The 21,049-nt window shown below is 67.8% G+C and carries 26 protein-coding genes and 1 pseudogene; 16 read left to right on the top strand and 11 right to left on the bottom strand.

All coding sequences use genetic code 11. The features are described 5' to 3' along the window. Positions 1 to 185 precede the first annotated feature (185 nt). From DL519_RS43245 to DL519_RS43225, 5 genes are all read right to left on the bottom strand, one after another. Positions 186 to 797 (bottom strand): response regulator transcription factor, encoded by a 612-nt coding sequence (locus tag DL519_RS43245; RefSeq protein ID WP_190823523.1) that lies wholly within the window; start codon positions 795 to 797, stop codon positions 186 to 188. Next, positions 797 to 1,873, bottom strand: a complete 1,077-nt coding sequence (locus DL519_RS43240; RefSeq protein ID WP_190823522.1) for a sensor histidine kinase — start codon at positions 1,871 to 1,873, stop codon at positions 797 to 799. Before DL519_RS43240 ends, DL519_RS43245 begins: the two co-directional genes overlap by 1 nt. Continuing rightward, on the bottom strand, positions 1,870 to 2,607 hold the full coding sequence (locus tag DL519_RS43235; RefSeq protein ID WP_190823521.1) for an ABC transporter permease: 738 nt from the start codon (positions 2,605 to 2,607) through the stop codon (positions 1,870 to 1,872). The genes DL519_RS43240 and DL519_RS43235 overlap by 4 nt, the downstream gene beginning before the upstream one ends. Next, positions 2,604 to 3,497 carry an ABC transporter ATP-binding protein gene (locus tag DL519_RS43230; RefSeq protein WP_190823520.1) on the bottom strand — a complete coding sequence of 298 codons (894 nt, stop codon included), beginning with the start codon at positions 3,495 to 3,497 and terminating at the stop codon, positions 2,604 to 2,606. Before DL519_RS43230 ends, DL519_RS43235 begins: the two co-directional genes overlap by 4 nt. Positions 3,498 to 3,568: 71 nt before the next feature. Continuing rightward, positions 3,569 to 3,961, bottom strand: a complete 393-nt coding sequence (locus DL519_RS43225; protein WP_190823519.1) for a winged helix-turn-helix transcriptional regulator — start codon at positions 3,959 to 3,961, stop codon at positions 3,569 to 3,571. Positions 3,962 to 4,067: 106 nt separating this feature from the next. On the opposite strand from DL519_RS43225, the gene DL519_RS43220 reads away from it, so the two are divergent. Next, positions 4,068 to 4,442 carry a VOC family protein gene (locus DL519_RS43220; RefSeq protein ID WP_190823518.1) on the top strand — a complete coding sequence of 125 codons (375 nt, stop codon included), beginning with the start codon at positions 4,068 to 4,070 and terminating at the stop codon, positions 4,440 to 4,442. Here DL519_RS43220 and DL519_RS49300 read toward each other — a convergent pair. After that, on the bottom strand, positions 4,432 to 4,563 hold the full coding sequence (locus tag DL519_RS49300; protein ID WP_263399784.1) for a hypothetical protein: 132 nt from the start codon (positions 4,561 to 4,563) through the stop codon (positions 4,432 to 4,434). The genes DL519_RS43220 and DL519_RS49300 overlap by 11 nt on opposite strands. A 138-nt stretch (positions 4,564 to 4,701) precedes the next feature. Between DL519_RS49300 and DL519_RS43215 the strand changes: the two genes are divergently transcribed. The 6 genes from DL519_RS43215 to DL519_RS43190 all read left to right on the top strand — a co-directional run bounded on the left by DL519_RS43215 (position 4,702) and on the right by DL519_RS43190 (position 10,135). Next, positions 4,702 to 5,235, top strand: coding sequence for a MarR family winged helix-turn-helix transcriptional regulator (locus tag DL519_RS43215; protein ID WP_190823517.1), 534 nt, complete (start codon positions 4,702 to 4,704; stop codon positions 5,233 to 5,235). Then, positions 5,159 to 5,968, top strand: coding sequence for an ABC transporter ATP-binding protein (locus DL519_RS43210; RefSeq protein WP_190823516.1), 810 nt, complete (start codon positions 5,159 to 5,161; stop codon positions 5,966 to 5,968). Before DL519_RS43215 ends, DL519_RS43210 begins: the two co-directional genes overlap by 77 nt. Further along, the gene (locus DL519_RS43205) at positions 5,928 to 6,749 is read left to right on the top strand and encodes an ABC transporter permease (RefSeq protein ID WP_190823515.1); all 822 of its coding nucleotides are present in this window, start codon (positions 5,928 to 5,930) and stop codon (positions 6,747 to 6,749) included. Before DL519_RS43210 ends, DL519_RS43205 begins: the two co-directional genes overlap by 41 nt. A gap of 636 nt (positions 6,750 to 7,385) precedes the next feature. Beyond that, positions 7,386 to 7,595: a heavy-metal-associated domain-containing protein gene (locus tag DL519_RS43200; RefSeq protein ID WP_190823514.1), complete on the top strand. Its 210-nt coding sequence runs from the start codon at positions 7,386 to 7,388 to the stop codon at positions 7,593 to 7,595. A 27-nt stretch (positions 7,596 to 7,622) separates the two neighbouring features. Further along, positions 7,623 to 7,850 carry a hypothetical protein gene (locus DL519_RS43195; protein WP_190823513.1) on the top strand — a complete coding sequence of 76 codons (228 nt, stop codon included), beginning with the start codon at positions 7,623 to 7,625 and terminating at the stop codon, positions 7,848 to 7,850. Beyond that, entirely contained in the window at positions 7,847 to 10,135 is a 2,289-nt protein-coding gene (locus DL519_RS43190) for a heavy metal translocating P-type ATPase (protein WP_190823512.1), read from the top strand. The genes DL519_RS43195 and DL519_RS43190 overlap by 4 nt, the downstream gene beginning before the upstream one ends. Before the next feature lie 314 nt (positions 10,136 to 10,449). Here the strand turns inward: DL519_RS43190 and DL519_RS49295 are convergent, their stop codons facing one another. Beyond that, positions 10,450 to 11,379, bottom strand: a complete 930-nt coding sequence (locus tag DL519_RS49295; protein WP_397545028.1) for an STAS domain-containing protein — start codon at positions 11,377 to 11,379, stop codon at positions 10,450 to 10,452. Between the two features lie 179 nt (positions 11,380 to 11,558). On the opposite strand from DL519_RS49295, the gene DL519_RS43180 reads away from it, so the two are divergent. The 7 genes from DL519_RS43180 to DL519_RS43150 all read left to right on the top strand — a co-directional run bounded on the left by DL519_RS43180 (position 11,559) and on the right by DL519_RS43150 (position 16,753). Then, positions 11,559 to 12,455 carry a saccharopine dehydrogenase family protein gene (locus tag DL519_RS43180; RefSeq protein WP_190823510.1) on the top strand — a complete coding sequence of 299 codons (897 nt, stop codon included), beginning with the start codon at positions 11,559 to 11,561 and terminating at the stop codon, positions 12,453 to 12,455. 75 nt (positions 12,456 to 12,530) lie between these two features. After that, positions 12,531 to 13,181 (top strand): TetR/AcrR family transcriptional regulator, encoded by a 651-nt coding sequence (locus DL519_RS43175; protein WP_190823509.1) that lies wholly within the window; start codon positions 12,531 to 12,533, stop codon positions 13,179 to 13,181. Between the two features lie 68 nt (positions 13,182 to 13,249). Beyond that, entirely contained in the window at positions 13,250 to 13,597 is a 348-nt protein-coding gene (locus tag DL519_RS43170; protein WP_190823508.1) for a VOC family protein, read from the top strand. Between the two features lie 133 nt (positions 13,598 to 13,730). Next, a complete protein-coding gene (locus DL519_RS43165; protein WP_190823507.1) occupies positions 13,731 to 14,930 on the top strand; it encodes a helix-turn-helix domain-containing protein in 1,200 nt (399 codons plus the stop codon). A gap of 617 nt (positions 14,931 to 15,547) precedes the next feature. Then, positions 15,548 to 15,709: a hypothetical protein gene (locus DL519_RS48060; protein WP_223840147.1), complete on the top strand. Its 162-nt coding sequence runs from the start codon at positions 15,548 to 15,550 to the stop codon at positions 15,707 to 15,709. Continuing rightward, positions 15,706 to 16,395, top strand: a complete 690-nt coding sequence (locus DL519_RS43155; RefSeq protein WP_190823506.1) for a hypothetical protein — start codon at positions 15,706 to 15,708, stop codon at positions 16,393 to 16,395. Before DL519_RS48060 ends, DL519_RS43155 begins: the two co-directional genes overlap by 4 nt. Then, on the top strand, positions 16,385 to 16,753 hold the full coding sequence (locus DL519_RS43150; RefSeq protein ID WP_190823505.1) for a hypothetical protein: 369 nt from the start codon (positions 16,385 to 16,387) through the stop codon (positions 16,751 to 16,753). The genes DL519_RS43155 and DL519_RS43150 overlap by 11 nt, the downstream gene beginning before the upstream one ends. Before the next feature lie 66 nt (positions 16,754 to 16,819). On the opposite strand, the pseudogene DL519_RS43145 reads toward DL519_RS43150, so the two are convergent. Beyond that, a pseudogene (locus DL519_RS43145) lies at positions 16,820 to 17,524 on the bottom strand (phage major capsid protein); the annotation flags it as partial. A 259-nt stretch (positions 17,525 to 17,783) separates the two neighbouring features. Here DL519_RS43145 and DL519_RS43140 point away from each other — a divergent pair. Then, positions 17,784 to 18,839, top strand: coding sequence for a recombinase family protein (locus DL519_RS43140; protein WP_190823503.1), 1,056 nt, complete (start codon positions 17,784 to 17,786; stop codon positions 18,837 to 18,839). 120 nt (positions 18,840 to 18,959) lie between these two features. Here DL519_RS43140 and DL519_RS43135 read toward each other — a convergent pair whose 3' ends face one another. From DL519_RS43135 to DL519_RS48055, 3 genes are read right to left on the bottom strand one after another with little or no spacing between them, the layout of a single operon-like run. Continuing rightward, positions 18,960 to 19,295, bottom strand: a complete 336-nt coding sequence (locus DL519_RS43135; RefSeq protein ID WP_190823502.1) for a hypothetical protein — start codon at positions 19,293 to 19,295, stop codon at positions 18,960 to 18,962. Positions 19,296 to 19,350: 55 nt separating this feature from the next. After that, positions 19,351 to 19,578 carry a hypothetical protein gene (locus DL519_RS43130; RefSeq protein ID WP_190823501.1) on the bottom strand — a complete coding sequence of 76 codons (228 nt, stop codon included), beginning with the start codon at positions 19,576 to 19,578 and terminating at the stop codon, positions 19,351 to 19,353. Further along, positions 19,548 to 19,985 (bottom strand): hypothetical protein, encoded by a 438-nt coding sequence (locus tag DL519_RS48055; RefSeq protein WP_223840146.1) that lies wholly within the window; start codon positions 19,983 to 19,985, stop codon positions 19,548 to 19,550. Before DL519_RS48055 ends, DL519_RS43130 begins: the two co-directional genes overlap by 31 nt. Before the next feature lie 115 nt (positions 19,986 to 20,100). Here DL519_RS48055 and DL519_RS43125 point away from each other — a divergent pair, with 115 nt between their 5' ends. Beyond that, positions 20,101 to 21,009 (top strand): IS5 family transposase, encoded by a 909-nt coding sequence (locus DL519_RS43125; protein WP_223840145.1) that lies wholly within the window; start codon positions 20,101 to 20,103, stop codon positions 21,007 to 21,009. Positions 21,010 to 21,049 lie beyond the last annotated feature (40 nt).

The raw sequence follows: 21,049 nt of genomic DNA, 5'->3' as shown, positions 1-21,049 counted from the left end.
GGAGCGCCGGCGGAAACATGGCACGAGGGCGCCGCCTTTGGTGGCGGATCCTCGACGGCCGCTTACGCGGCATCGTCCTTTCGGATTGGCATTTCTCGATCATACCGACCATTCCTGGGGCCGATTGGAAGAACTCCGGTGCCGAGCCGGTGAGAGGGCTTGTTGCGCGGGTTCTTCGGGCTGGGTCAGAGCCAGCCTCGGTCTCGGGCGGTATTGGCGGCTTCGATGCGGTTCCTGGCACCGAGTTTGGCCATCGCCGTCGACAGGTAGTTGCGGACCGTGCCCTCCGCGAGGTTCAGGCGGGCCGCCAGTTCGGCGTTGCTCGCGCCGGTCGTGACCTCGCGGAGGAGTTCGCGTTCCCGGTCGGTGAGCGGGTCCGTGCCGTCCCACGCCGCTACCGCCAGCTCCGGCGCCACGACCCGTTCCCCCGCGTGCACCCGCCGCAGCGCAGTCACCAGTTCCGCGATCGGCGCGTCCTTGAGCAGATATCCCGCCACGCCGTTCTCCATCGCGCGCCGCAGGTATCCGCTGCGGGCGAACGTCGTGACGATCAGCACCCGAACCGGATCGCCGAGCCGGCGCAGTTCCGCCGCCACTTCGAGCCCGGTTCGGCCCGGCATTTCGATGTCCGTGAGCAGGATGTGCGGCCGGTGCTGCTCGACGGCGGCGAGCGCCTCGTCGCCGGTTCCCGCGGTCGCCACCACCGTGATGTCCGGCTGCAGGTCCAGCAGCGCCGCGAACGCGCCGAGGACCATCCCCTGGTCCTCGGCGAGCACGACCCGGATGTCCTCGCCCATCAGGTCGCCACCCGCAGCGGCACCGCGACGGTCAGGGTGGTTCCCGCCGAGCCGGTGCGCCGCACCCGGCCGCCCAGCGCGGCGATCCGCTCGCGCATGCCGGTCAGGCCGTTGCCTTCCTTCGCGACTCCTCCGACCCCGTCGTCGGCGACCACCAGCCGCACCTCGCCGTCCTGGGCTTCGAGCCCGATGTGGCAGGTCTTCGCGTTGGCGTGCCGGACGACGTTGGTCACCGCTTCGCGCAGCGCCAACGCCAGTTCGTGCTCGGTGGAACCCACGATCGCCAGTTTCTCATCCCGTCGTACGACGACGTCGACGCCGAGGCTCGTCAACGCGTTGCGCGCGGCTTCGAGCTCGGTGTCGAGGCTCGCCTGCCGCCAGCCGGTGACGGCGTCGCGGATCTCGGTGAGCGCGGCTCGTGCGCTGCGTTCGATCTCGGCGGACTCTCCTCGCGCCCGCTCGGGATCAAGGCCGATGAGCTCTTTCGTGAGTTGCGAGCGCACGACGATGGCTGTCAGGGAGTGACCGAGCAGGTCGTGCAGGTCCCTGGCGATGCGTTCGCGCTCCGCCAGGGTCGCGAGGTGTTCGATGCGCGCGTTCTGGCTCCGCAGTTCCGCTGCCGCCCGGTCCCGCTCGGCCCAGTTGATCTGCATCGTCCCGATGAACCACAGGAACAGCAGCGACGGGATGAGGCCGTACAACCGCCAGGGCATCGGCACGGCGGAGACCACGGAGAACAAGCTGATCAGCACCGAGAGGCCGACCAGCCAGCGCATCGCGTTCCGCCGCGATTCCGAAACGCCCGCGAACGCCGCCGCGTAAACGAACAGCACCGCCGCGCCGGAGTTGAACGGCGTCAAGGCCGCGCCGAGCACGGCGGTCGGCACGGTGCACCACCAGCGGGCCCGATCCGGCCGGTGTTCCACCAGCGCGTACATCGGGACGACCGCGCCGATCGCGATGCCGACCAGCACCCAGTCCACCCAGGTCGATGCAGGTTCGAAGACCGGGCTCCACAGCAGGTTCGCCAGGTAGACGAGGTGGACCCAGCGGGACAGCCGCGCGCAGTTCCTCATGATCGCGCATGACGATACGACATCGCGGCTAGAGCAGCGGTGACGCAGGTCGCGGCGACCAGCACGAGCACGTGCCCGACGACCGCGTCACCGGACAGCTGGGCCAGCGCCAGCTGTGCCAGGTGGTACGTCGGCAGGAACTGCGCGATGTGGCCGAAGAAGTCGGGCAGGATCTCCAGCGGCATCCACAGGCCGGACAGCACGGCCGACGGGAACAGGATCGCGTTGAGGATGGCCGCCGTGGCATTCGGCCCAGCCTGGAAACCGACGGCCAAGCCCAGCAGGGCGAAGGGCAACGCCCCGAGCACCAGCACGGCGAAGACCCGCAGTAGCTCGACGACCGAGATGTCCAACGCCCCGGTCAGCGCGGCGGTGGCGGTCATGGCCAGCAGGACGCCCACCGAGTAGGGCAGCACCGCGACCAGCTTCGCGGCCAGCGTCACGCCGATCGGGACGGCGGAAACCCGTTTCGCCCGCAACCAGCCGCGTTCGCGGTCCCCCGCCACCCCGATGCCCGGGTTGGTCAACGAGACCGACAGCACCGCGAAGGTCCCGAAGGTCGCCAGCATGCCGGTGCCGGCCGGGGTCGCACCGACGGGCATCTTCCCGTACAGCGAAACGAAGAGCGCGAAGAACCCGACCGGCATCACGATGGAGAAGAACAGCGCGGTGGGCTCCCGGAAGATGGCCCGGAACTCGTCCACGACCTCGACGCCGAAGATCCTGGTGTTCATGCGGCACTCCGTTCGGTCAGGCCGACCACGGCTTCTTCCAGCCCGGCCCCCTCGACGCGGAGGTCGGTGAGCTCCGGATCCGCAGCGAGGAGCACGCGCAGCAGCTCCTCCGGGCTGCGGGTGCCGAGGCGCACGTGGTCGCCGTCGCGGCCCACGGACACGACCCCGGGCAGCTCGCTCAGCCGGGCGGGGTCGAGCGCGGTCCTCGCGGTGACCGTGCGGTCGGGCAGTCGGGCCATCAGCTCCTCCGGGCGGTCCGCGGCCACGATGCGACCGCGGTTCAGCACCACCACGCGGTCGGCGACCGACCCGGACTCTTCGATCAGGTGCGTGGTCACCAGCACGCCGGTCCCCCGGGCGCGGCGCTCGGCCAGCACCTGCCAGAACCGCCGCCGGGCCGGCACGTCGAGGCCGACGGTCGGCTCGTCCAGCACGAGCAGCGCCGGATCGGTCACCAGCGCCATGGCCAGTTGCAGCCGCTGCCGCTGTCCGCCGGAGAGCTTGGCGGCCCGACGCCCCGCCAGGTCGGTCAGGCCCAGTTCCGCCATCACCGGGCCCGCGGCCGCCCGCGGTAAGCCGCCGCGCACGGCGGCGCCGGTGACCAGCTCGGCGACCTTCAGGGTGTTCGGGAACCCGAGGGACTGCTGCACGACGCCGAGGTGCTTCCGGGTGGCGGCGATCCTCGGGTCACCGCCGACGATCCGGATCCGGCCGCCGCCTTGGGGGTGCAGCAGACCGGTCACCAGGTTCACCAGGGTCGTCTTCCCCGCTCCGTTCGGCCCGAGCAGCGCGACGCACTCACCGGCACCGACCGCCAGGTCGACCCCGTCCAGGGCGCGCGTTTCGCCGAAATCGTGCCGCGCACCGCGGACTTCCAGCACCGTCTTCATGAGTGATCATGTTCGGCTGACCGGCGCGTTCCGGGTAGTGAGGCAACCGCATCGGCCGGAGATGACAAAAGTCAGGTCTGCTTCTGCGCGTCGAAGCGGCGGCGGGACGCCTCGATCTCGTCTAGGTACCGGCGGGTCCACGCGCACATGCCGTTGACGGTGTCGCGAAGTGCTTGGCCCGCATCGGTGAGGCGGTACTCAACTCGCGGTGGCACCGTGGCGTGCACCGTCCGATGCACCACACCGTCGCGTTCGAGCCCGCGCAGGGTTTGGGTGAGCACCTTGTGGCTGATGCCCTCCACTTCGGTGTGCAGCTCGGTAAAGCGCAGGGTCCGGTCCCGCAGGACGTTGATGATCAGGAGCGCCCACTTGTTGGCCACTCCGGAGAAGATCTCGCGGGCGAGGGAGTCGGCACGCGTCACATCGGCGTCCTCGGGCGAGCGCCTGACCTGCTCTGTTTCCACGAGGTTCCCCTCTCACCGGAAAGTGCGTTCTTACGCCTAGAAGCTTACTCACTTACGGTGCCTCAGTAACCAGAAGAGACCAAAGCTCGACAGGAATGGAGCCCCCGTGAGCATCCTGAAGACCTACGCCCGCCTCTGGGTCGACGAACTCGACCGCGCCCTCCCGCTCCTGCAGGAGCTGACCGGCGCACCGGCGGACCTCCGGCTGTCCTTCGAGAGCATCGAACTGGCGGCCATCGGCGACTTTCTCGTTATCGCGGGCCCCGCCGAGGAGCGCGCGAAGTACGCGCACGCCTCCGCCACCGTGGTCGTCGCGAACCTCGACGATCTCGAAGCGACCCTCAAGGCCAACGGCGCGTCCATCACCACGCCGAACACCGCCGGCCCCACCGGGCGTTTCCTCTACGCCCGCCACGCCGACGGAGCCGAGGTCGAGTACGTCGAATGGAACCCGGAACTCGTCCAGCGCCTCATCCGGTAACGCGAGAGGCCATAGCGAACATGTTCGCTACATACTCCTCGGCGACATCCAGCATGCCGTGCAGCACCTCGGCCTCGTGTTCACACCGCTGCCCCAGCACCCGAACCGGGAACGCTCCCACCACTGATCAATTCCCGTTGGGGTTCAAACAAGAATCACTCCTGCAACTCGAGTTGCGCCTTTTTCAATCCTGGCCGATCCGCAACCGCGATAACGCGCATTTGCGCGAATACCTCTCAATGCGAGGTAACGTGGTCGTGTGGGCGATGTGGACGCGCGGGTCGTCGCCGACGAGCTGATGACCGTGATCGCGGCGCTGCGGCGGACAGTGCGGCGCAGCCTTCGCGCCGAGCTGCCGACGCCGGACCTGCGGGGTGCCCAGGTCGAACTGCTTCGGGTCGTCGAACAGCAGCAGGGCATCAGCGTGACCGCCGCCGCCCTGCAACTGCGGATGGCGGCGAACTCCGTCAGCACGTTGGTCAACCAGCTCGCCCACGTCGGCCTGCTGCGCCGCGAAACCGATCCCGACGACCGCCGCGCGATCCGGCTGCACCTGACCGACACCGCCGCGCACCGGCTCGCGGCCTGGCGGCAGGCGAGAACCGGCCTCGTCGGCGATGCGCTCGCCGAACTGTCCACAGCAGACCAAAAGGCCGTTGCCGGTGCGCTGCGCGGTTTGTACGCGCTGGTCGAGGCCTTGGAAGGAGGTGGCGCCGATGACGGAGCGGATGGCCGTGCGGTGCAGGGATCTGCGGCACGCGTTCGGCGACCAGATCGCGGTCGACGGGGTTGATCTGGACGTCCCGCCCGGCGAGGTGTTCGGGTTGCTGGGGCCCAACGGCGCGGGCAAGACCACCACGATCCGGGCGATCACCACGCTCCTGCCCACCAGGGCGGGAACGGTCGAGGTCTTCGGCGTCGACGTGGCGCGCCACAAGCTGGCGGCGCGACGGCTGATCGGCTATGTGCCGCAGCAGCTTTCGGCCGACGGGTCGCTGACCGGGCGGGAGAACGTCGCGCTGTTCGCCCGGCTCTTCGACGTCCCCCGAGCGCAACGGCGATCCGCGGTGCGTGCCGCGCTGGACGCGGTCGGGCTCGCCGATGCCGCCGAACGCCTGGCCAACACCTACTCGGGCGGCATGGTGCGCCGCCTGGAACTCGCCCAGGCGCTCGTCAGCGGGCCGAAGCTGCTGGTGCTGGACGAGCCGACGATCGGCCTCGACCCCATCGGGCGGGAAAGCGTGTGGGACCGGATCCGCGAGATCCGCGCCGAGACCGGCATGACCGTGCTGATGACGACGCACTACATGGACGAGGCAGACCAGCACTGCGAGCGGATCGCCCTCATGCACCGCGGGCGGATTCGCGCGCGCGGCACTCCGGCGGAGCTCAAGGCCGCCGTGGGGCCGGACGCCACGCTCGACGACGTCTTCCGGACGATCAGCACCGACGCCTTCGGCGCCGGAACGGGGGAAGGGATGCGAGATGTCCGCGCGGCTCGACGTACTTCCAGCCGCCTCGGTTGAACCGGTGCGGCGCAGCCTGCCGGGCCTGCTGTTGGCGCGGGTGGCGGCGATGTGCCTGGTCGAGCTGCAGAAGTTGCGGCACGACCGGACCGAGCTGCTCACCAGGGCCATCCAGCCCGCGCTGTGGCTGCTGATCTTCGGCGAGGTGTTCACCAGGCTGCGGGCGATCCCCACCGGGAACATCCCGTACCTGGACTACCTGGCGCCGGGGATTCTCGCGCAGTCGGCGCTGTTCATCGCGATCTTCTACGGCATCCAGATCATCTGGGAACGGGATGCCGGCGTGCTGGCGAAGCTGCTGGTCACGCCCACGCCGCGGGTCGCTCTGGTCACCGGCAAGGCGTTCGCCGCCGGGGTGCGCGCGCTGGTGCAGGCGCTGGTGGTGCTGGTGCTGGCCGCGCTGCTCGGCGTCGGCCTCACCGCCAACCCGGTGAACCTGCTCGCGATGGCCGTGGTGGTGGTCCTCGGCTCGGCGTTCTTCTGCTGCCTGTCCATCACCATCGCGGGACTGGTGCTGTCCAGGGATCGGCTGATGGGGATCGGGCAGGCGATCACGATGCCGCTGTTCTTCGCCTCCAACGCCCTGTACCCGGTCGATCTGATGCCGGAGTGGCTGAAGGTGGCCAACTATGCGAACCCGCTCGGCTACGAGGTGGACGCGCTGCGCGGCCTCCTGATCGGCACGCCCGCCCACCTGGCGCTGGACTTCGCCGTCCTGGTCGTCGCCGCCGGCACCATGATCAGCATCGCCTCGGCACTCCTCGGCCGCCTGGCCCGGTGAACGGCCAAACCGCAGCCGCTGCGGCCGACCGGACGTCCTTGCGAGGCACGAATACTGGCACCGGGCCCAACGGAGCCAGTACCGGGCGCGCCAGCCGGAGCGCCTCAACGATCGAACCCGCCGCCACGCTGAGAATTATCCGAATCACCACATCGTCAGCACCGAACCTCACCGGTACGCCACACGCCCTCCAGACGGTGGCCGCCACGGTGCACGGGTATCCCGCGGATGCGCTGTCGTCGGTGACGTCCAGGACGTCGGTGTCCCCGCGCGGCTCGGCCCCGGGTAGGTCCCACGTGGCCTTCGTCAGACTGATTCCTGCGTGCTGACTACCGCATTCCATGTCGCACCGTCAACTTCCCGGACGTCCACCGTCGCCCCGAGACGTGGCGCCATCCGTCACCCGAAGCGCCGCTTCGGCCGCGCCGACTCGCGTCAGGTAAGCAGTGTCGACCCGCTGCCGCCGGTACGCGAGTCGCCCGGATGGCAGCGCGGTTCCCGGCTGATCGGTTGTGCGCACTGGAGAAACGGAGTGGCAGCTGAGGTGCGGCGCAGCTTTGACTACATTACCCCCCTAGGGTATAAATGAGGTGTCGGCCGCCGGACCGACGACGAGTCAGCGGAAGGGATGTCGACGTGATCGAGGCCAGCTACACCGTGACCGGCATGACTTGCGACCACTGCGCGCGGTCGGTGACCGAGGAGGTCAGCAAGATCAACACGGTCTCGGACGTGTCAGTGAGCCTGCCCACCGGTGCCGTGACCGTGCGCAGCTCCGAGCCGGTGAACGACGCCGACGTGCGCGCGGCCGTCGAGGAAGCCGGCTACGAACTGGCCGCCAAGTAACGAGCGCCACGCAACCCGAGGACCGCCATGTTCGCCGCCTTCACACCCAGCGGAGACCGGACCTCGGCGTCTCCCCCACCAACGATGGGCGCACACGCCGGGCCTAGCATCGCCTTCGACCTCGAGGTGCCATCCGGCGCCATGGAGACGCACCAGGTCGAGGTCCGCGCCGCGGAAATCGCAGTCGACGCGCAGCAGCCGGCGGACGGGCCGCGGAGCCCCGCCGACGACGGCCACGCAGGAGAACCCCGATGAACACTGGGACGAGCCCCACCGCAGAGATCGAACTGGCCATCGGCGGCATGACGTGCGCGTCGTGCGCCAGGCGCGTCGAGCGGCGGCTCAGCAAGCTCGAAGGCGTCACGGCCACGGTCAACTACGCCACCGAAAAGGCCAAGGTCACCTTCCCGGAAACGCTCGACCCGCAGCAGCTGGTCGAACAGGTCGAGGCGGCCGGCTACACGGCCGAACTGCCCCTCGAACCGGCGGCCGAAGCCGAAGACCCGACGAAGTCCTTGCGGAACCGGCTGCTCCACTCGGCCGTGCTGTCGGTGCCGGTGATCGCGTTGGCGATGATCCCGGCGCTGCAGTTCACCAACTGGCAGTGGATCTCGCTCGTCATCGCCACGCCGGTCGTGGCGTGGGGCGCGTGGCCGTTCCACCGGGCCGCCTGGACGAACCTGCGCCACGGCGCGGCCACCATGGACACCCTGATCTCCATGGGCACGCTGGCGGCCTACGCGTGGTCGCTCTACGCGCTGCTGTTCGGCGCCGCCGGCACCCCCGGCATGACGCACGGGTTCGAGCTCACCATCCAGCGCATGGGCGGCGACGGGAACATCTACCTCGAAGTCGCGGCCGGGGTCACGACGTTCATCCTCGCCGGGCGCTACTTCGAGGCGCGCTCCAAGCGCCGGGCGGGTGCCGCGCTGCGCGCGCTGCTGGAGCTCGGCGCCAAGGACGTCGCGGTGCTCCGCGACGGCGTCGAGGTCCGCATCCCCACAGATCGACTCGCCGTCGGCGACCGGTTCGTGGTCCGCCCCGGGGAGAAGATCGCGACCGACGGGATCATCGAGGAGGGCAACTCCGCCGTCGACGCGAGCATGCTCACCGGCGAATCCGTGCCGGTCGAGGTCGGTGCGGGTGACGCCGTGGTCGGCGCCACCGTCAACGCGGGCGGCCGGCTGGTCGTCCGCGCCACGCGGATCGGCGCGGACACCCAGCTGGCCCAGATGGCCAAGCTCGTCGAGGACGCCCAGAGCGGCAAGGCCGCCGTGCAGCGGCTGGCCGACCGGATCTCCGCGGTGTTCGTCCCCCTCGTGATCCTGCTGGCGCTCGGGACGCTGATCTCCTGGCTCGCCACCGGTGCTGGTGCCACTGCCGCGTTCACCGCCGCCGTCGCGGTGCTGATCATCGCCTGCCCGTGCGCGCTGGGTCTGGCCACTCCGACCGCGCTGCTGGTCGGCACCGGGCGCGGCGCGCAGCTGGGCATCCTGATCAAGGGCCCGGAGGTGCTGGAGTCGACCCGGCGCATCGACACCGTGGTGCTGGACAAGACCGGCACCGTCACCAGTGGACAAATGTCGCTGGTCGCCGTGCACGCCGCGGACGGGATCGGCGAGGAAGCGGTGCTGCGCCTGGCAGGCGCGGCCGAACACGCCTCGGAACACCCGATCGCCAGGGCGATCGCGCGAGGGGCAGCCGAGCGAGTGGGCGAGCTTCCGGCCGTCGAGGAGTTCAGCAACGTCGAAGGACTCGGCGTGCAGGCCGTCATCGACGGCCGCGCCGTGCTCGTCGGACGCCCGGCGCTGCTCGCGCAGTGGAGCCAGCCGCTTCCCGCCGAGCTGGTCGCGGCGCAGACCAAGGCCGAGAAACAGGGCCGGACCGCCGTCGCGGTGGCATGGGACGGTGCCGCCCGCGCCGTGTTGGCGGTCGCCGACACCGTCAAGCCGACATCCGCAGCGGCCATCGCCGGACTGCGCAAGCTCGGTTTGAAGCCGGTCCTGCTCACCGGCGACAACGAGACGGTGGCGCGCACGGTGGCGGCCGAGACCGGCATCGACGAGGTCATCGCCGAGGTCCTGCCGCAGGACAAGGTCGACGCCGTCAAGCGGCTGCAGTCCGAAGGTCGCGTGGTGGCGATGGCCGGTGATGGCGTCAACGACGCCGCCGCCCTGGCCCAGGCCGACCTCGGCCTGGCCATGGGCACCGGCACCGACGTGGCCATCGAGGCCAGCGACCTGACCCTGGTCCGCGGCGACCTGCGCGCGGCGGTGGACGCGATCCGGCTGTCCCGCCGGACGCTCGGCACCATCAAGGGCAACCTGTTCTGGGCCTTCGCCTACAACGTGGCAGCCCTGCCGCTTGCGGCGGCTGGGCTGCTCAACCCGATGATCGCCGGGGCCGCGATGGCGTTCAGCTCGGTGTTCGTGGTCGGCAACAGCCTACGGCTGCGCCGCTTCCGCAGCACCAGCACGACCGAACCGATGCCCGGAACCGAAGCGAGCGAGCCGGTTCCGGCTGCGGCACGTCGAGGCTGATCCCCTGTGCCCGGTCTCGCGACGTCTGTCCGCAGCCGAAAGGACTACCGATGCGAACACTCGTCCGTCTACAACGGACGTGCCAGCGGAGACCGGTGCACGCGAGCCTGGAGGCCGCGCTGCACCTCTGCTGCCACCAGCTCATCCCCGCGATCAGGGCTGGAATCCGGAGGCGGGGGAAGTTCGGCGAATCGGCCGTGGAGCTCACGTCAACCGCCCTGGCCGCTTGCCAGCGCACACCGCGGAAATGACTTGAACGCAGCGGCCGGGCCGGTGGCGCGAACAGCCACATCGGCCATGGCTGCGGCAAAACCCTAGTCGGAGGACCTTCCCGAGCTCGAAGCCGTCTCGTGTTCGCCTGCGTCCGCAGTCGGCTCGAGCCCGGCTCCGTTCGACGTCGCTTGCTGGAGTTCCTGCAGCGCGGCGGCGGGGTCGCGGAACAGTGCCGGGTTGCGCTCCCAGTGCGCCAGTTCCACCTGAGTCAGGTTGCGCACCACGACCACCTCGTCCACCTTGACAAGGAACACCGATCCGATCTGCACGATGGCGCGCGGGGTGTTCGACAACGACTGGATCAACCCCGCCACCGCGGCTCCCTGCGCGGCATCGACCTCGGCCTGCTGCCGGTCCAGCAGGCGCAGGTCCAGGGCCCGGCTGAGCTTGACGAACTGCTCCTCCTTCGTCGGCAGCTGCCCCGAATTCTTCAACCGGATCAGGAACTCGCCGAACCACGACCCGACCACGGGCGGGAAGGCGTGGGCGAACTCCAGGCCGAAGGCCTCGACCACTCGTTCCGCCGCGTCCGCCACGGCCTGGTGATCCCGCTCGTCGCTGAGGTAGATCCGACCGGGAACCCAGTGCCAGCCGATGGTTTCGGCATCCGGGTCCGGCTGCGCGGCCAACTCCGCGCGGTCCACGAGCAGGGCCCGGGCCGAGGCGACGTCGGGCACGATCCGGAAGACCCTGGTCAGTCCCGTGATCCGGAAGATCTTGAGCAACCGCTCGGCACTGCACACCACGATCAATTCACCGCCGCGAGCGCGCGCCCGCTTCAACCCGCCGACCAGGACCCCGAGCCCGGTGCTGTCCAGGAAGTCCAGTCCGTTCAGGTCCACGACCAGCCGGACCTCGTCGCCGCCCAGCGCATCGACGACTCGCTCCCGCAGGCTGGGCGCGGTGTAGACGTCGAGCTCACCGGCCACCTCGACCAGGGTGATCCCCTCGGACAGCCTGACGTTGGTCATTGCCAGATCCACAGCGCCTCCCTGAGCAGTCTTCTCGAGTATGCCAACAGAACCGCCGCGTCAGAAGCGCTTGGCCAACGCGGTCAACGGTTCTCGCAAGTCGTTTGGACGACAGGTCGCGCAGGCAGCACGACGGCGCCCGTTGCCGTTCTAGATCATATGACCTAGAACTGCTCCATGTGAGTGACGAGCTGGAGTTCCACGCGGGTGGACCAGTACTGGTAGTTGGCGGCTACGGCACGATCGGCGGCGAGGTGGCGCGCTTGGCCGCGCCCCATTGGCCCCTGCTGCTGACCGGAAGAACGCCCGAGCGCGGAGCCGCGCTCGCCGAGGAACTCGGCGCCGAAGTGCGGCGGTGGGACCTGGCGGACCCCCGACCGTTCGCGGCGAAGGCGCGGGCGGTGATCAGCACCGTGAATGACCCGGCCGACCGGGTGCTGCGCGCAGCCGTGGAGGCGAGCATCCCGTACGTCGACATCACCAGGTGGACGAGCAGGCTCGCGCGGGCGTCGACTCCGTCGACTTCATGGACCGCCCTCGGGCTGGACTACGAGGTCGTCGTCGACGGCGAGCGGCGGGAAGTGATGCCGCTGTCGGACGTGCGGTCGGTCGACGTCGCCGGTTCGCGCACCAAGGTCGCCTCCATCGACACGCCGGAGCAGTTCACCCTCCCCCTCACCCTCGGCATCGACACGGCCGTGACCCGGATCGGGTTCAGCACCAACGCTTCAACCTCGACCCTCCTCGCAGTGAAGAAACTCGGATTCTTCCGCTGGGGCCGAGGAAACCGCTGGCGCTCGCTGCGCCGTTCCTTGCTGTACTCGCCCGGGAAAGGCGGCACCGCGCAGATCCGGATCGACGTCGCGGGCAGGAACGGCAAGCGCACCGCGACGATCATCGACCCCGCCGGTCAGGCTCACCTCACGGCGGTCGGCGGCCTGCTCGGACTGCGGCGCGTGCTCGGCGAGGATGGCGGCGCGGCTCCGGTCGGCGTGACCTTCCCCGAGCTGACCCCGCATCCGGAGGACGTGGTCGCTGCCTTGGCGGAACACGATGTGACCGTCGACCTGTCGTGAATCCGGCTCCACTGACTGCCGGGCCCACGACTATCCTCTTAGGATCGCTGCCGAAATCCACCGGAGGTGTTGGAGATGGCCGAAAGCAGTTCTCCCGGTGACCAGCCCAAGACCGCCCGCCCGGAGGAGCAGCTGACCGCGCAGGGCGCCCGCCGACGGACGGCGCTGCTCGACGCCGCCGAGCGAGTGCTGACCGAGGTGGGCAATGCGGAATCGTCGATGCGCGCGATCGCAGCGGAGGCTGGCGTCCGCATCGGGCACCTGCAGCACTACTTCCCCAGCCGGGCGGCGCTGATCCGCTGCGTGCTGGAACGAGCATTGCAACGTTCGTTGCAGCGCCTGGTCGACACCACCGGATTGGCCGTGGGCGAAGAATCGGCGGCCGGCCCCCAAGCCCACCCGTCCGCAGTGGTCGCGGCGCTGCTCGCCGAGCACGACGATCCCCTGCTGGTCCAGCTCTACGTGGAGATCTGGGCGATCGCGGCCCGCGACGAGGAAATCGCCCAGGTGGTGCGCGATTTCTACGACAAGTACACCGGCCACGTCGCCGCATTCATCCGCCACTGCCAACCCGACCTGCCGGAACCGCAACGCCAAGCGAAGGCGCAGACGTTTGCCGCGCTGATCGAAGGCGCAGCGCTGCTGCGATCCGGCATCGCCGGACACCGCTCGGACCTGGCCGACGCCGAGCTCACCCGCACCGCCATCGCGCTGCTGATCGAATGATCCCGACTCCTGTGCGACGATCGCTACCGGCGCACAACCGCTTTCGGATTTGGGCAGAGGGAATTCCGGTGCCGACTGGACGACTGAGCATCAAGCACGTCACGATCGACTGCGCCGAGCCGCAGCAGCTGGCGAGGTGGTGGGCGGGTTTGCTGGACTGGCACGTCAGCCACGACGGCGGCGACTACGTCGTGATCTCCTCCGACGCGAACGACGGCGGCGCACTGGGATTCATCCGCGTCGACGAACCGAAAACCACGAAGAACCGGCTGCACCTGGACCTGGCGGCCGAGGGGCCGTGGCCCGATGCGATCTCCCGCGCACGCGAACTAGGCGCGGTCGAGCTCGCCCACCACCGCGAACACGACCAGGAGCGGGTGGTCTTCGCCGCCCCCGACGCAACCCATGATTTGTGACATTCCAAACATCGGTTGTAGCTGATCGAGGTCGCGAGTCGGTACCGTTGGATCATCCCTTCGCGGGGAAGCGCCCCCGGTCGACGGGCCGGGGGACTGCGAGGGATCTACTCCGCGAAGGTGGTGGCGAGGCATGGCTGACGAACTCGCAGGCAGGGCGATCGGCGAGCGCATCCGAGAGCTTCGAGGCAAGCTCTACACCCAGCGTCAGCTAGCCGACCGGGCAGGCGTCTCGGTTGATCTTGTTCGCAAGCTCGAACAGGGAGCCCGCCACACAGCGAAGGTGGCAAGTCTTCACAAGATCGCACGTGCACTTGACGTACCGCTTCCGGCGCTGCTCGGCGCGGTGACACTGCCGGATCGCGACGGGCAGCAGGACATCACGGCACTGCGCAGTGCCGTGATCGATGTTGGCGACTTGATCGGCATGAGCGACCCAGACTCCATGACGGCGCAGGAAGCTCAGCGCGCTGCTGTATACGCCTGGGGCGTCTACTGGTCCGGGGATCACGATGCGGCGGTTGCGGTGCTCCCTCAGACCATCACGGATCTTCGGGCGGCGTTGCACGCGGCACCCAGTGCAGACCACTCCGCGATTGCACAGGCGTTGGGACAAGTGTTGTGGGCCGCTGGTTCCACCTTGACGTTGCTGCGGCACCCGGACGCTGCCTTTATCGCCACACGTGAGGCCGTATCTCTCGCGGAACGAGGGGATGATCCGTGCCTGCTAGCAAGTGCTCGGGGGTCACTCGCATGGCAACTCATGGTCAGCGGCCGTTACGACGAATCGGAACGGCTATCCGTGCAGACCTCTGAAGGCATCGATCCCACGGGCGACGCGACGATGCCCGAGTTGAGCGTCTACGGATCGTTGATCTTGCAGGCGGGGAACGCTGCCGCACGCGCGGGGCACGACGCCAGTGCACGCGACTACCTGGCAGAAGCGTCTGAGACCGCGAGTCGGATACCGAACGGCCGCAATGACCACCACACGGCGTTTGGTCCGTCACGCATCACCATGCAGTCCACGGACATCCTGATCAATCTGGGTGATTACCGGCGTGCGTTGGACACTCCTCACGCTGGGCCCCAGAGCATGAAGTCACAGCCACAGCAGAGCCGCTGTCGGCATCTGGCGGATCGTGCGCTTGCGTACCTGAAACTTGGAGAGCACGAGAAGTCACTGCACATGGTGTCGGTGGCAGAGCAAATCGCACCGAACTGGGCGCGGCATCAAGCACTGCCGAAGGCCGTCGTCAGGGAGTTGCTGCACACGTCGCGTTCCCGTCCGCCCCGGCTCCATGAGTTGGCGCAGAAGGTCGGCGTTCGTTAGTCCAAACGTGCAGTAGTACGCCACGTCATACCCCGCGTGTGATCACCCGCCATACCTTGATCGTATGGCGGGTGATCTTCTTTTTGATTCCAGTTTTCGTTGGCACAGCGACACTTTCGACTCTGATCTCAGGGTTGGAGTGGGCGTGTGTGCGACTCGAGCTGATCACGCGGGCACGGCACACGAACGTCAACCCGGCACGGTCAACACGACGCGGTGTGGGCTGACGATCGGCCCGCCGAATCAGCCGCGCTGCGCCCGAGCGTGTCGGGTATGCGTGGACGAGAACCTGCGCGAGTACGCCCTGACGCATGACTGCGTGACTGCGTGGCGAGTGGGTGTGCTGCATCGAGCTCCGATCAGGCGGGCGGCGGTACTCCCTGAACCCTGTCCACCTGATCGGTTTCCAGCACAGCGGGACGGCACGACCCCAGCAGCCGTCACCGCTTCATGCCGGGCAGGACGTCGCTGTCCGCCCATCGGCGTTCCTGCCCGGTTCCGAGTTGATGATGAGGGAGTTTCGCATGTCCATCGCCGAGCAGGCACAGCAGTTGCAAGCACTGTCCGAGCAGGTACCAATCGGTGGTGTCCAACAGTTTTAGGGCGAGCTGGAAAGCTTGCAACAGCAGGTTGCGGGCATCCTCGGCGACACGTCCAGCACACAGGAGTTACACGGCCAGATCGGTGCGGTGTCCAACGAAGTCAGCCAGCTCACGGCTGGTATGGAGCACCTACGTGTGATGATCAGTGAGAAGGCGACCTACCACGCGCAGGGATGACCGGCGAGGCGATCGGCGACCGTGCGGCGCAACTGAAGACGGTCGCCGATGCCGTTCCGGTGCAGACGGCGGGCAACCTGTGCGATCTGATCGAGGGTGTACGCGACCAGCTCGCGGAGATCACTGGGCCGGAATCGGACCTCATCGGCCAGACACAGCAGGTCGTCACCGCGACAACCGACGTGATCCGGGGTCTGATCGCACTCCGTACGCGACTCGCGGAGATCGCCCAGCATCACGAGGGCGGTGGCGGCGTCCCACCGAGCACGGGCGGCAACGCCACTCCACCACCTGCACCGACACAGGAACCGGCCAAGCCGAAGCCGGACACGCCGAAGACAGTAGCCGACGAGGAAGGCGGCCCGCGTTCGTTCCCGTCGTTCAGCGCGGCCAAACGAGCACTCGGGCGACGACCAGGACACGAGCTGCACCACATCGTCGAGCAGTCGCAGTCCAAGGATCACCGCAGCGGATTCTCCGCAGAGCGGATCAACACGACGGACAACATGATCTGGTTGCCGGTAGGGGTGCACCGTATGATCACGGCCCGGTACGCGAGCAAGCTACTAAGAGGTAATCAAACGCTCCGGGACACGATGAATGGCATGAGCTGGGACGAGCAGTACCGGCGCGGGTTGCGGGCTGTCCGGCAGGCGCTGAGAAAGGCAAACGACGATGACCAGTGACGAGGCGCTGACAAAGGCGCGGGAAGACTTTGCCGCATACATCTCTGCTCGCGAGACGGCGCTTGACAGCGATCACGCGAACGCTCGCGAGGCGGACAAGCACACCGACGCCGCCAACGCACAGATTGCAGAGTGGGACAAGCAAGGGATCACGAGTGCGGTGCTGCTGCCGCTGCTAGCGGAGGACCAGGCTCCGGCGATCCGGTGCGCGGCAGCGACCTACCTGCTCGACCGCGACCACGCGGCCGAAGCGGAACCGATTCTCGAAGCCCTGGCGGACAACGACGACATCGGTCTTGTTGCTGAAGAAGCGGACATGACACTGATCCAGTGGCGGCGCGAGCAGGCCGAACGCTAATCGAGACACGAGAAAGCCGCCCGATGCTAGTCCATCAGGGCGGCTTTTTCGTTGCGCGGTAAAGATTTACGCGGCGGTGATGTCCACCGTGCACAGTGCACCGGGACGGGTCAGTGCGAGCCCGACGCGGTTTTCGGCGCGGAACTTCACGGCGTTCTTGTCGAACAGTTCGGGTCCTGCCTCTGACCAGTCGAGCCTAATTGCTTCCCGGACGAACAGGGTCACGGTGCGGAAGTCGCCGACCAGGGCGGTGCCTGCGGGAAGTTCGGTGGACAGCACCACGGGCACGCTCCACAGAGTACGAGCCGGGGTGGTGCTGGGTGCCGCGCCGAGCTGGAAGCGTTCGTTGGCGTCCCGCAGTGTTTCGACGGCCTGCCAGTCGGTTGGGGTGAACACAAACGCGGTGGCGGTCTCCCCGGCCTCGGCCAGGCGTGTCATCGCCGAGCGGCAGGACCCGAACACGTCCGTGGCATACGGCTGGGCGAGGACTCCGGTGGTGTTGAGGATGCCGGACGACTCGGGGGCGGTGCCGCTGCCGTTGATGATGATCCGGTCAGTGGCGCGCTGGATGCCGTAGCCCATCTCGGTGCCGAGGAACTGTTGCAGGCCAGCGTAGTCGCCGAGGTACTGACGCGGGATCCGCTCGGACAGGTGCGCCACGGTGGCGATCTCGCCTTCGATGCGTTCCAGCGTGTAGCTGGAGGTGGGCTTCTGCGCCCCGATCGCGACGACAGCGGCGCCGTTGCTGCGCACCGTCTGACGCACGTAGGTAAAACTCTCCCCCTGGTCGAGCGGCTGTTAGGTCAGTAGCGGGATCAGGGAGAACTCCGGACGGGCCTGGGCGTTCCGCGGCGGGCAGACCGGCGGCCGACAAGCGGGCGCTCAGGTCCGCCGGTGTGGAAGCGGGGCCTACCCACCAGGAGAAGGGACGTCCGGTGGCGGCCAACGCCCGGACTGTCTCGTTGATCCGCGTCCGCGCGGTGTCGGGGGTGAAGCGGGCCGCAGCGACGATGTTGAAGGTAAGGACAAGGTGGGCGCGGGCCTCGGTGTTGAACGGCAGGAAGGTGACTGCCGGAAGCTCGCCGAGATGCTGTCGCGCTCCCTGGGCAAGCGGGTCGTCGTGGTGGATGTCTACGTGGACAACGACATGTCCGCGTACTCCGGCAAGCCGCGCAAGCACTACATCCGTATGCTCGGTGACCTCAAGGCGGGTCGGGCAGACCTGATCTTGGCGTGGCACACCGACCGCCTGCACCGGTCACCCGCCGAACTGGAGGAGTACATCCTCGTCTGCCAGCCGCGCGAGGTCGCCACGTATTGCGTCAAGGCCGGTCACCTCGACCTGACCACCCCGGCGGGCCGCCTGGTCGCCCGGAACCTCGGGGCCGCTGCCCGGTACGAGGTCGAGCACATGTCCGAGCGGATCTGCTCCCAGAAGATCGTCGCCCTGAGCCGCGGTGAGTGGATCGGCGGCGCTCGGCCGTTCGGGTACGCCGGCCCGATCCGGGACGCCTACGGCAACGTGCTCAACCGCGAGGAGGTCGGCGTCAAGCTGATCGGCCACGAGGTCGCGATGATCCAGAACGCGGTCTCGCGGGTGATCTCCGGGGAGTCGCTGTACGCGATCTGCAAGGAATGGACGGCGATGGGCGTGGAGACCCCGCGCGGATCGAAGCGGTGGCTCCCGGCCACACTCAAGCGCATCCTCATCCGGCCGCGCAACGCTGGGCTCGTGGAGCACAACGGCGAGGTGCTGAGACGTTCTGGGATCTGCGGTGGGTCGTGCTCGGCTTCGCCGCCGAGTACGAGGACCACCCGGACTTCCACGACGATTACCGCTATCAGCGCTGACAAGCACCAGAGACCCCCGGCGCGTGAAGTAACCGAACGCCAACGGATCATCGCTACCAGGCCACACAGCTACCCGAATCCCATCGACCCGCGCATCACAGCGATCAGCTCGACCAACCGCCATCTCGCCCTCGACCACCCCGACCTCATCGACGCCGCAACATATCCCGAAACAATCACCAACGCAGCCAACGTTCTGCGTCGCTTCGATGAAACCACCGCTGGGCCGGATTAGCTGGCACGATCCTCTTTGGACAGACTCACGGGCCACCTTCGATGACAACCAACAGCTCGATCATCTGCCAACCATTCAGGCCCACCCAGGTCAGTACTCAACGTCGGGCCGATCTATCTGTCACCGGACACCGGCCAGCGTGATCACCGCGCTCAACTCGGCCCGCACCTGCCACAGCGCGGGGTTTCCGGTCAGCTCACCCGCGTCCCCAGCCCACATCCGGAACTCGAGCCGATCGTCCTCGCGCCCCGAGACCTCAAAGCGCACAGCCTCGTCCTTGTCCACGTTCACGTGGACAACGGGTTCGTACGAGGCGGCATCCCCACCGTTTTCGTCCACCGTGTACGGATCCGGCGGGAGCGGAAGCGGCGCCGCATGCCAGACGTCGCGTTGCTTAGAGGCGTCGCCGCCCGCAACGTTGCCCAGCCGGAAGAGCACCGGCGCGTGGACCGTCACGAACTGCGCCACACGCACGTACTGCCGGGGGTCAACCGCCAGTCAAAACTGACATTCACATGCCCCCTGACTCCGAGCCATAACCGCCGTGCCGCCGAACCGCGCCCAGCATCTTCTCCATGCTGGGCCACACAGTGCCATGACGGTCATGACGCAGGGTCGGCGATGTCGCCTCCACCTCGAACGACGGCCCCTCCTTGATCAACGCCCACCTACCACTGGCCGCAATCGCCTTGGCAGCCTCCTTACCAATCAGCTGCGAGCCTTGAGCCTTCCAGTCCACCAGCCCCTCTCGTTCGACCGCCGCCCCCAGACTGCTGGCCCGGTCACCGAAATTGTCGCCGGGGAGCTTGATTTCACCTCGAATCCCAGGCGCATGTCCGGCCGGGAGCTCACCCCACCGGGCACGCCGTCTTTGAAATAGGTGACCGGAACATGTCCCTGCGCTATCGCCTGCTTGGCCTGCACATACACCTCACGCACCTTTGCCAGGCGAATATCGTGCAACGCCCTCTCCGCTTTCCGCACCCCAGGCAACCTCGCCCCGGCGGTCTGCAAATCGGTTGGAGTCCAGTGTCCCTGCCGTACCATTTTCTTCGCGCGTTCGACGTTCGTACGCACACCCTTCGGGTCGACATCCGGCGGCATCGTGTTCACATGCCGCTCCATTCGACCCGTCAGCTCGGCCAACTCCGCAATCTCAGAGACTGTTGGGTAACTGGGGCGACACTGAGCGTGGCGTGATGTTGATCTCGGCCAGCGTGTCGAGATGACAAAGAGATCATCCCCGCCGTGATCTTGTTGTGTGTGCAACTGCGATACCGGCGGGGATGATCGCCGCCCATGTTATCCGTCCAGTCTGACCGATGAGGTGTGGGCCGTCCTGGAACCGTTGATGCCGGTACGAGACCGCCGAAAGGGCGGTATGGCAAGGAAATACGACGATCGCCTGGTATTGGACGGGATCTTCTACGTGCTGCGTTCGGGTTGTCAGTGGCGGATGATTCCCCACGATCTGCTGCCCTGGGACGCGGCCTATCGCTGGTTTCGGGACTGGAGTGCCGACGGCACGATCGACCGTGTCCACGACGCGCTGCGCGATCAGGTTCGGCGCCAGGCCGGACGCACGGCGGACCCGTCGGCGGCCGTGCTCGACGCCCAGTCCATCAAAAGCAGTGAGGGCGGCGAATCGCGCGGGTTCGATATGGGCAAGAAAACGACAGGCCGCAAACGGCACCTCATCGTGGACACGCTCGGCCTGCTGCTGGTTATCATGGTCACCTCCGCATCGGTGCAGGACCGCGCGGAGCGCGGCGGGCGCGAGATCCTGCGGCGCCTGGCCGCCCGGTTCCCCTCGGTCGCACTGGTGTGGGCCGATGGTGGATACGCCAACTCCATCGTCAACGGCCTGCTGGCCTGGGCGAAGGAAAAACTCGGGCTGGTACTGGAAATCGTCAAACGCAGCGACGATGTCAAGGGGTTCCAGGTGCTACCACGCAGGTGGGTGGTCGAACGAACTTTTGGGTGGCTGATCCGCAACCGTCGCCTCGCCCGCGACTACGAACGCTTGACCGCGAACTCCGAAAACATGATCAAACTCGCGATGATCCGCCTCATGGCCACCCGGCTCGCCGGCCAGAGCGTCAAGTGGTCCAACGCCACCGAACGCGAAGCCGCCCGCCGACTCACCGCCGAAACCAACATCGCTGCGTAACCACCCAGTTACCCAACAGTCTCTCAGGCGGATCCAGCAG

The organism is Saccharopolyspora pogona (genome assembly GCF_014697215.1).
Classification (GTDB): Bacteria; Actinomycetota; Actinomycetes; order Mycobacteriales; family Pseudonocardiaceae; genus Saccharopolyspora; species Saccharopolyspora hattusasensis.
This window is presented reverse-complemented; position numbering and strand designations above follow the sequence as displayed.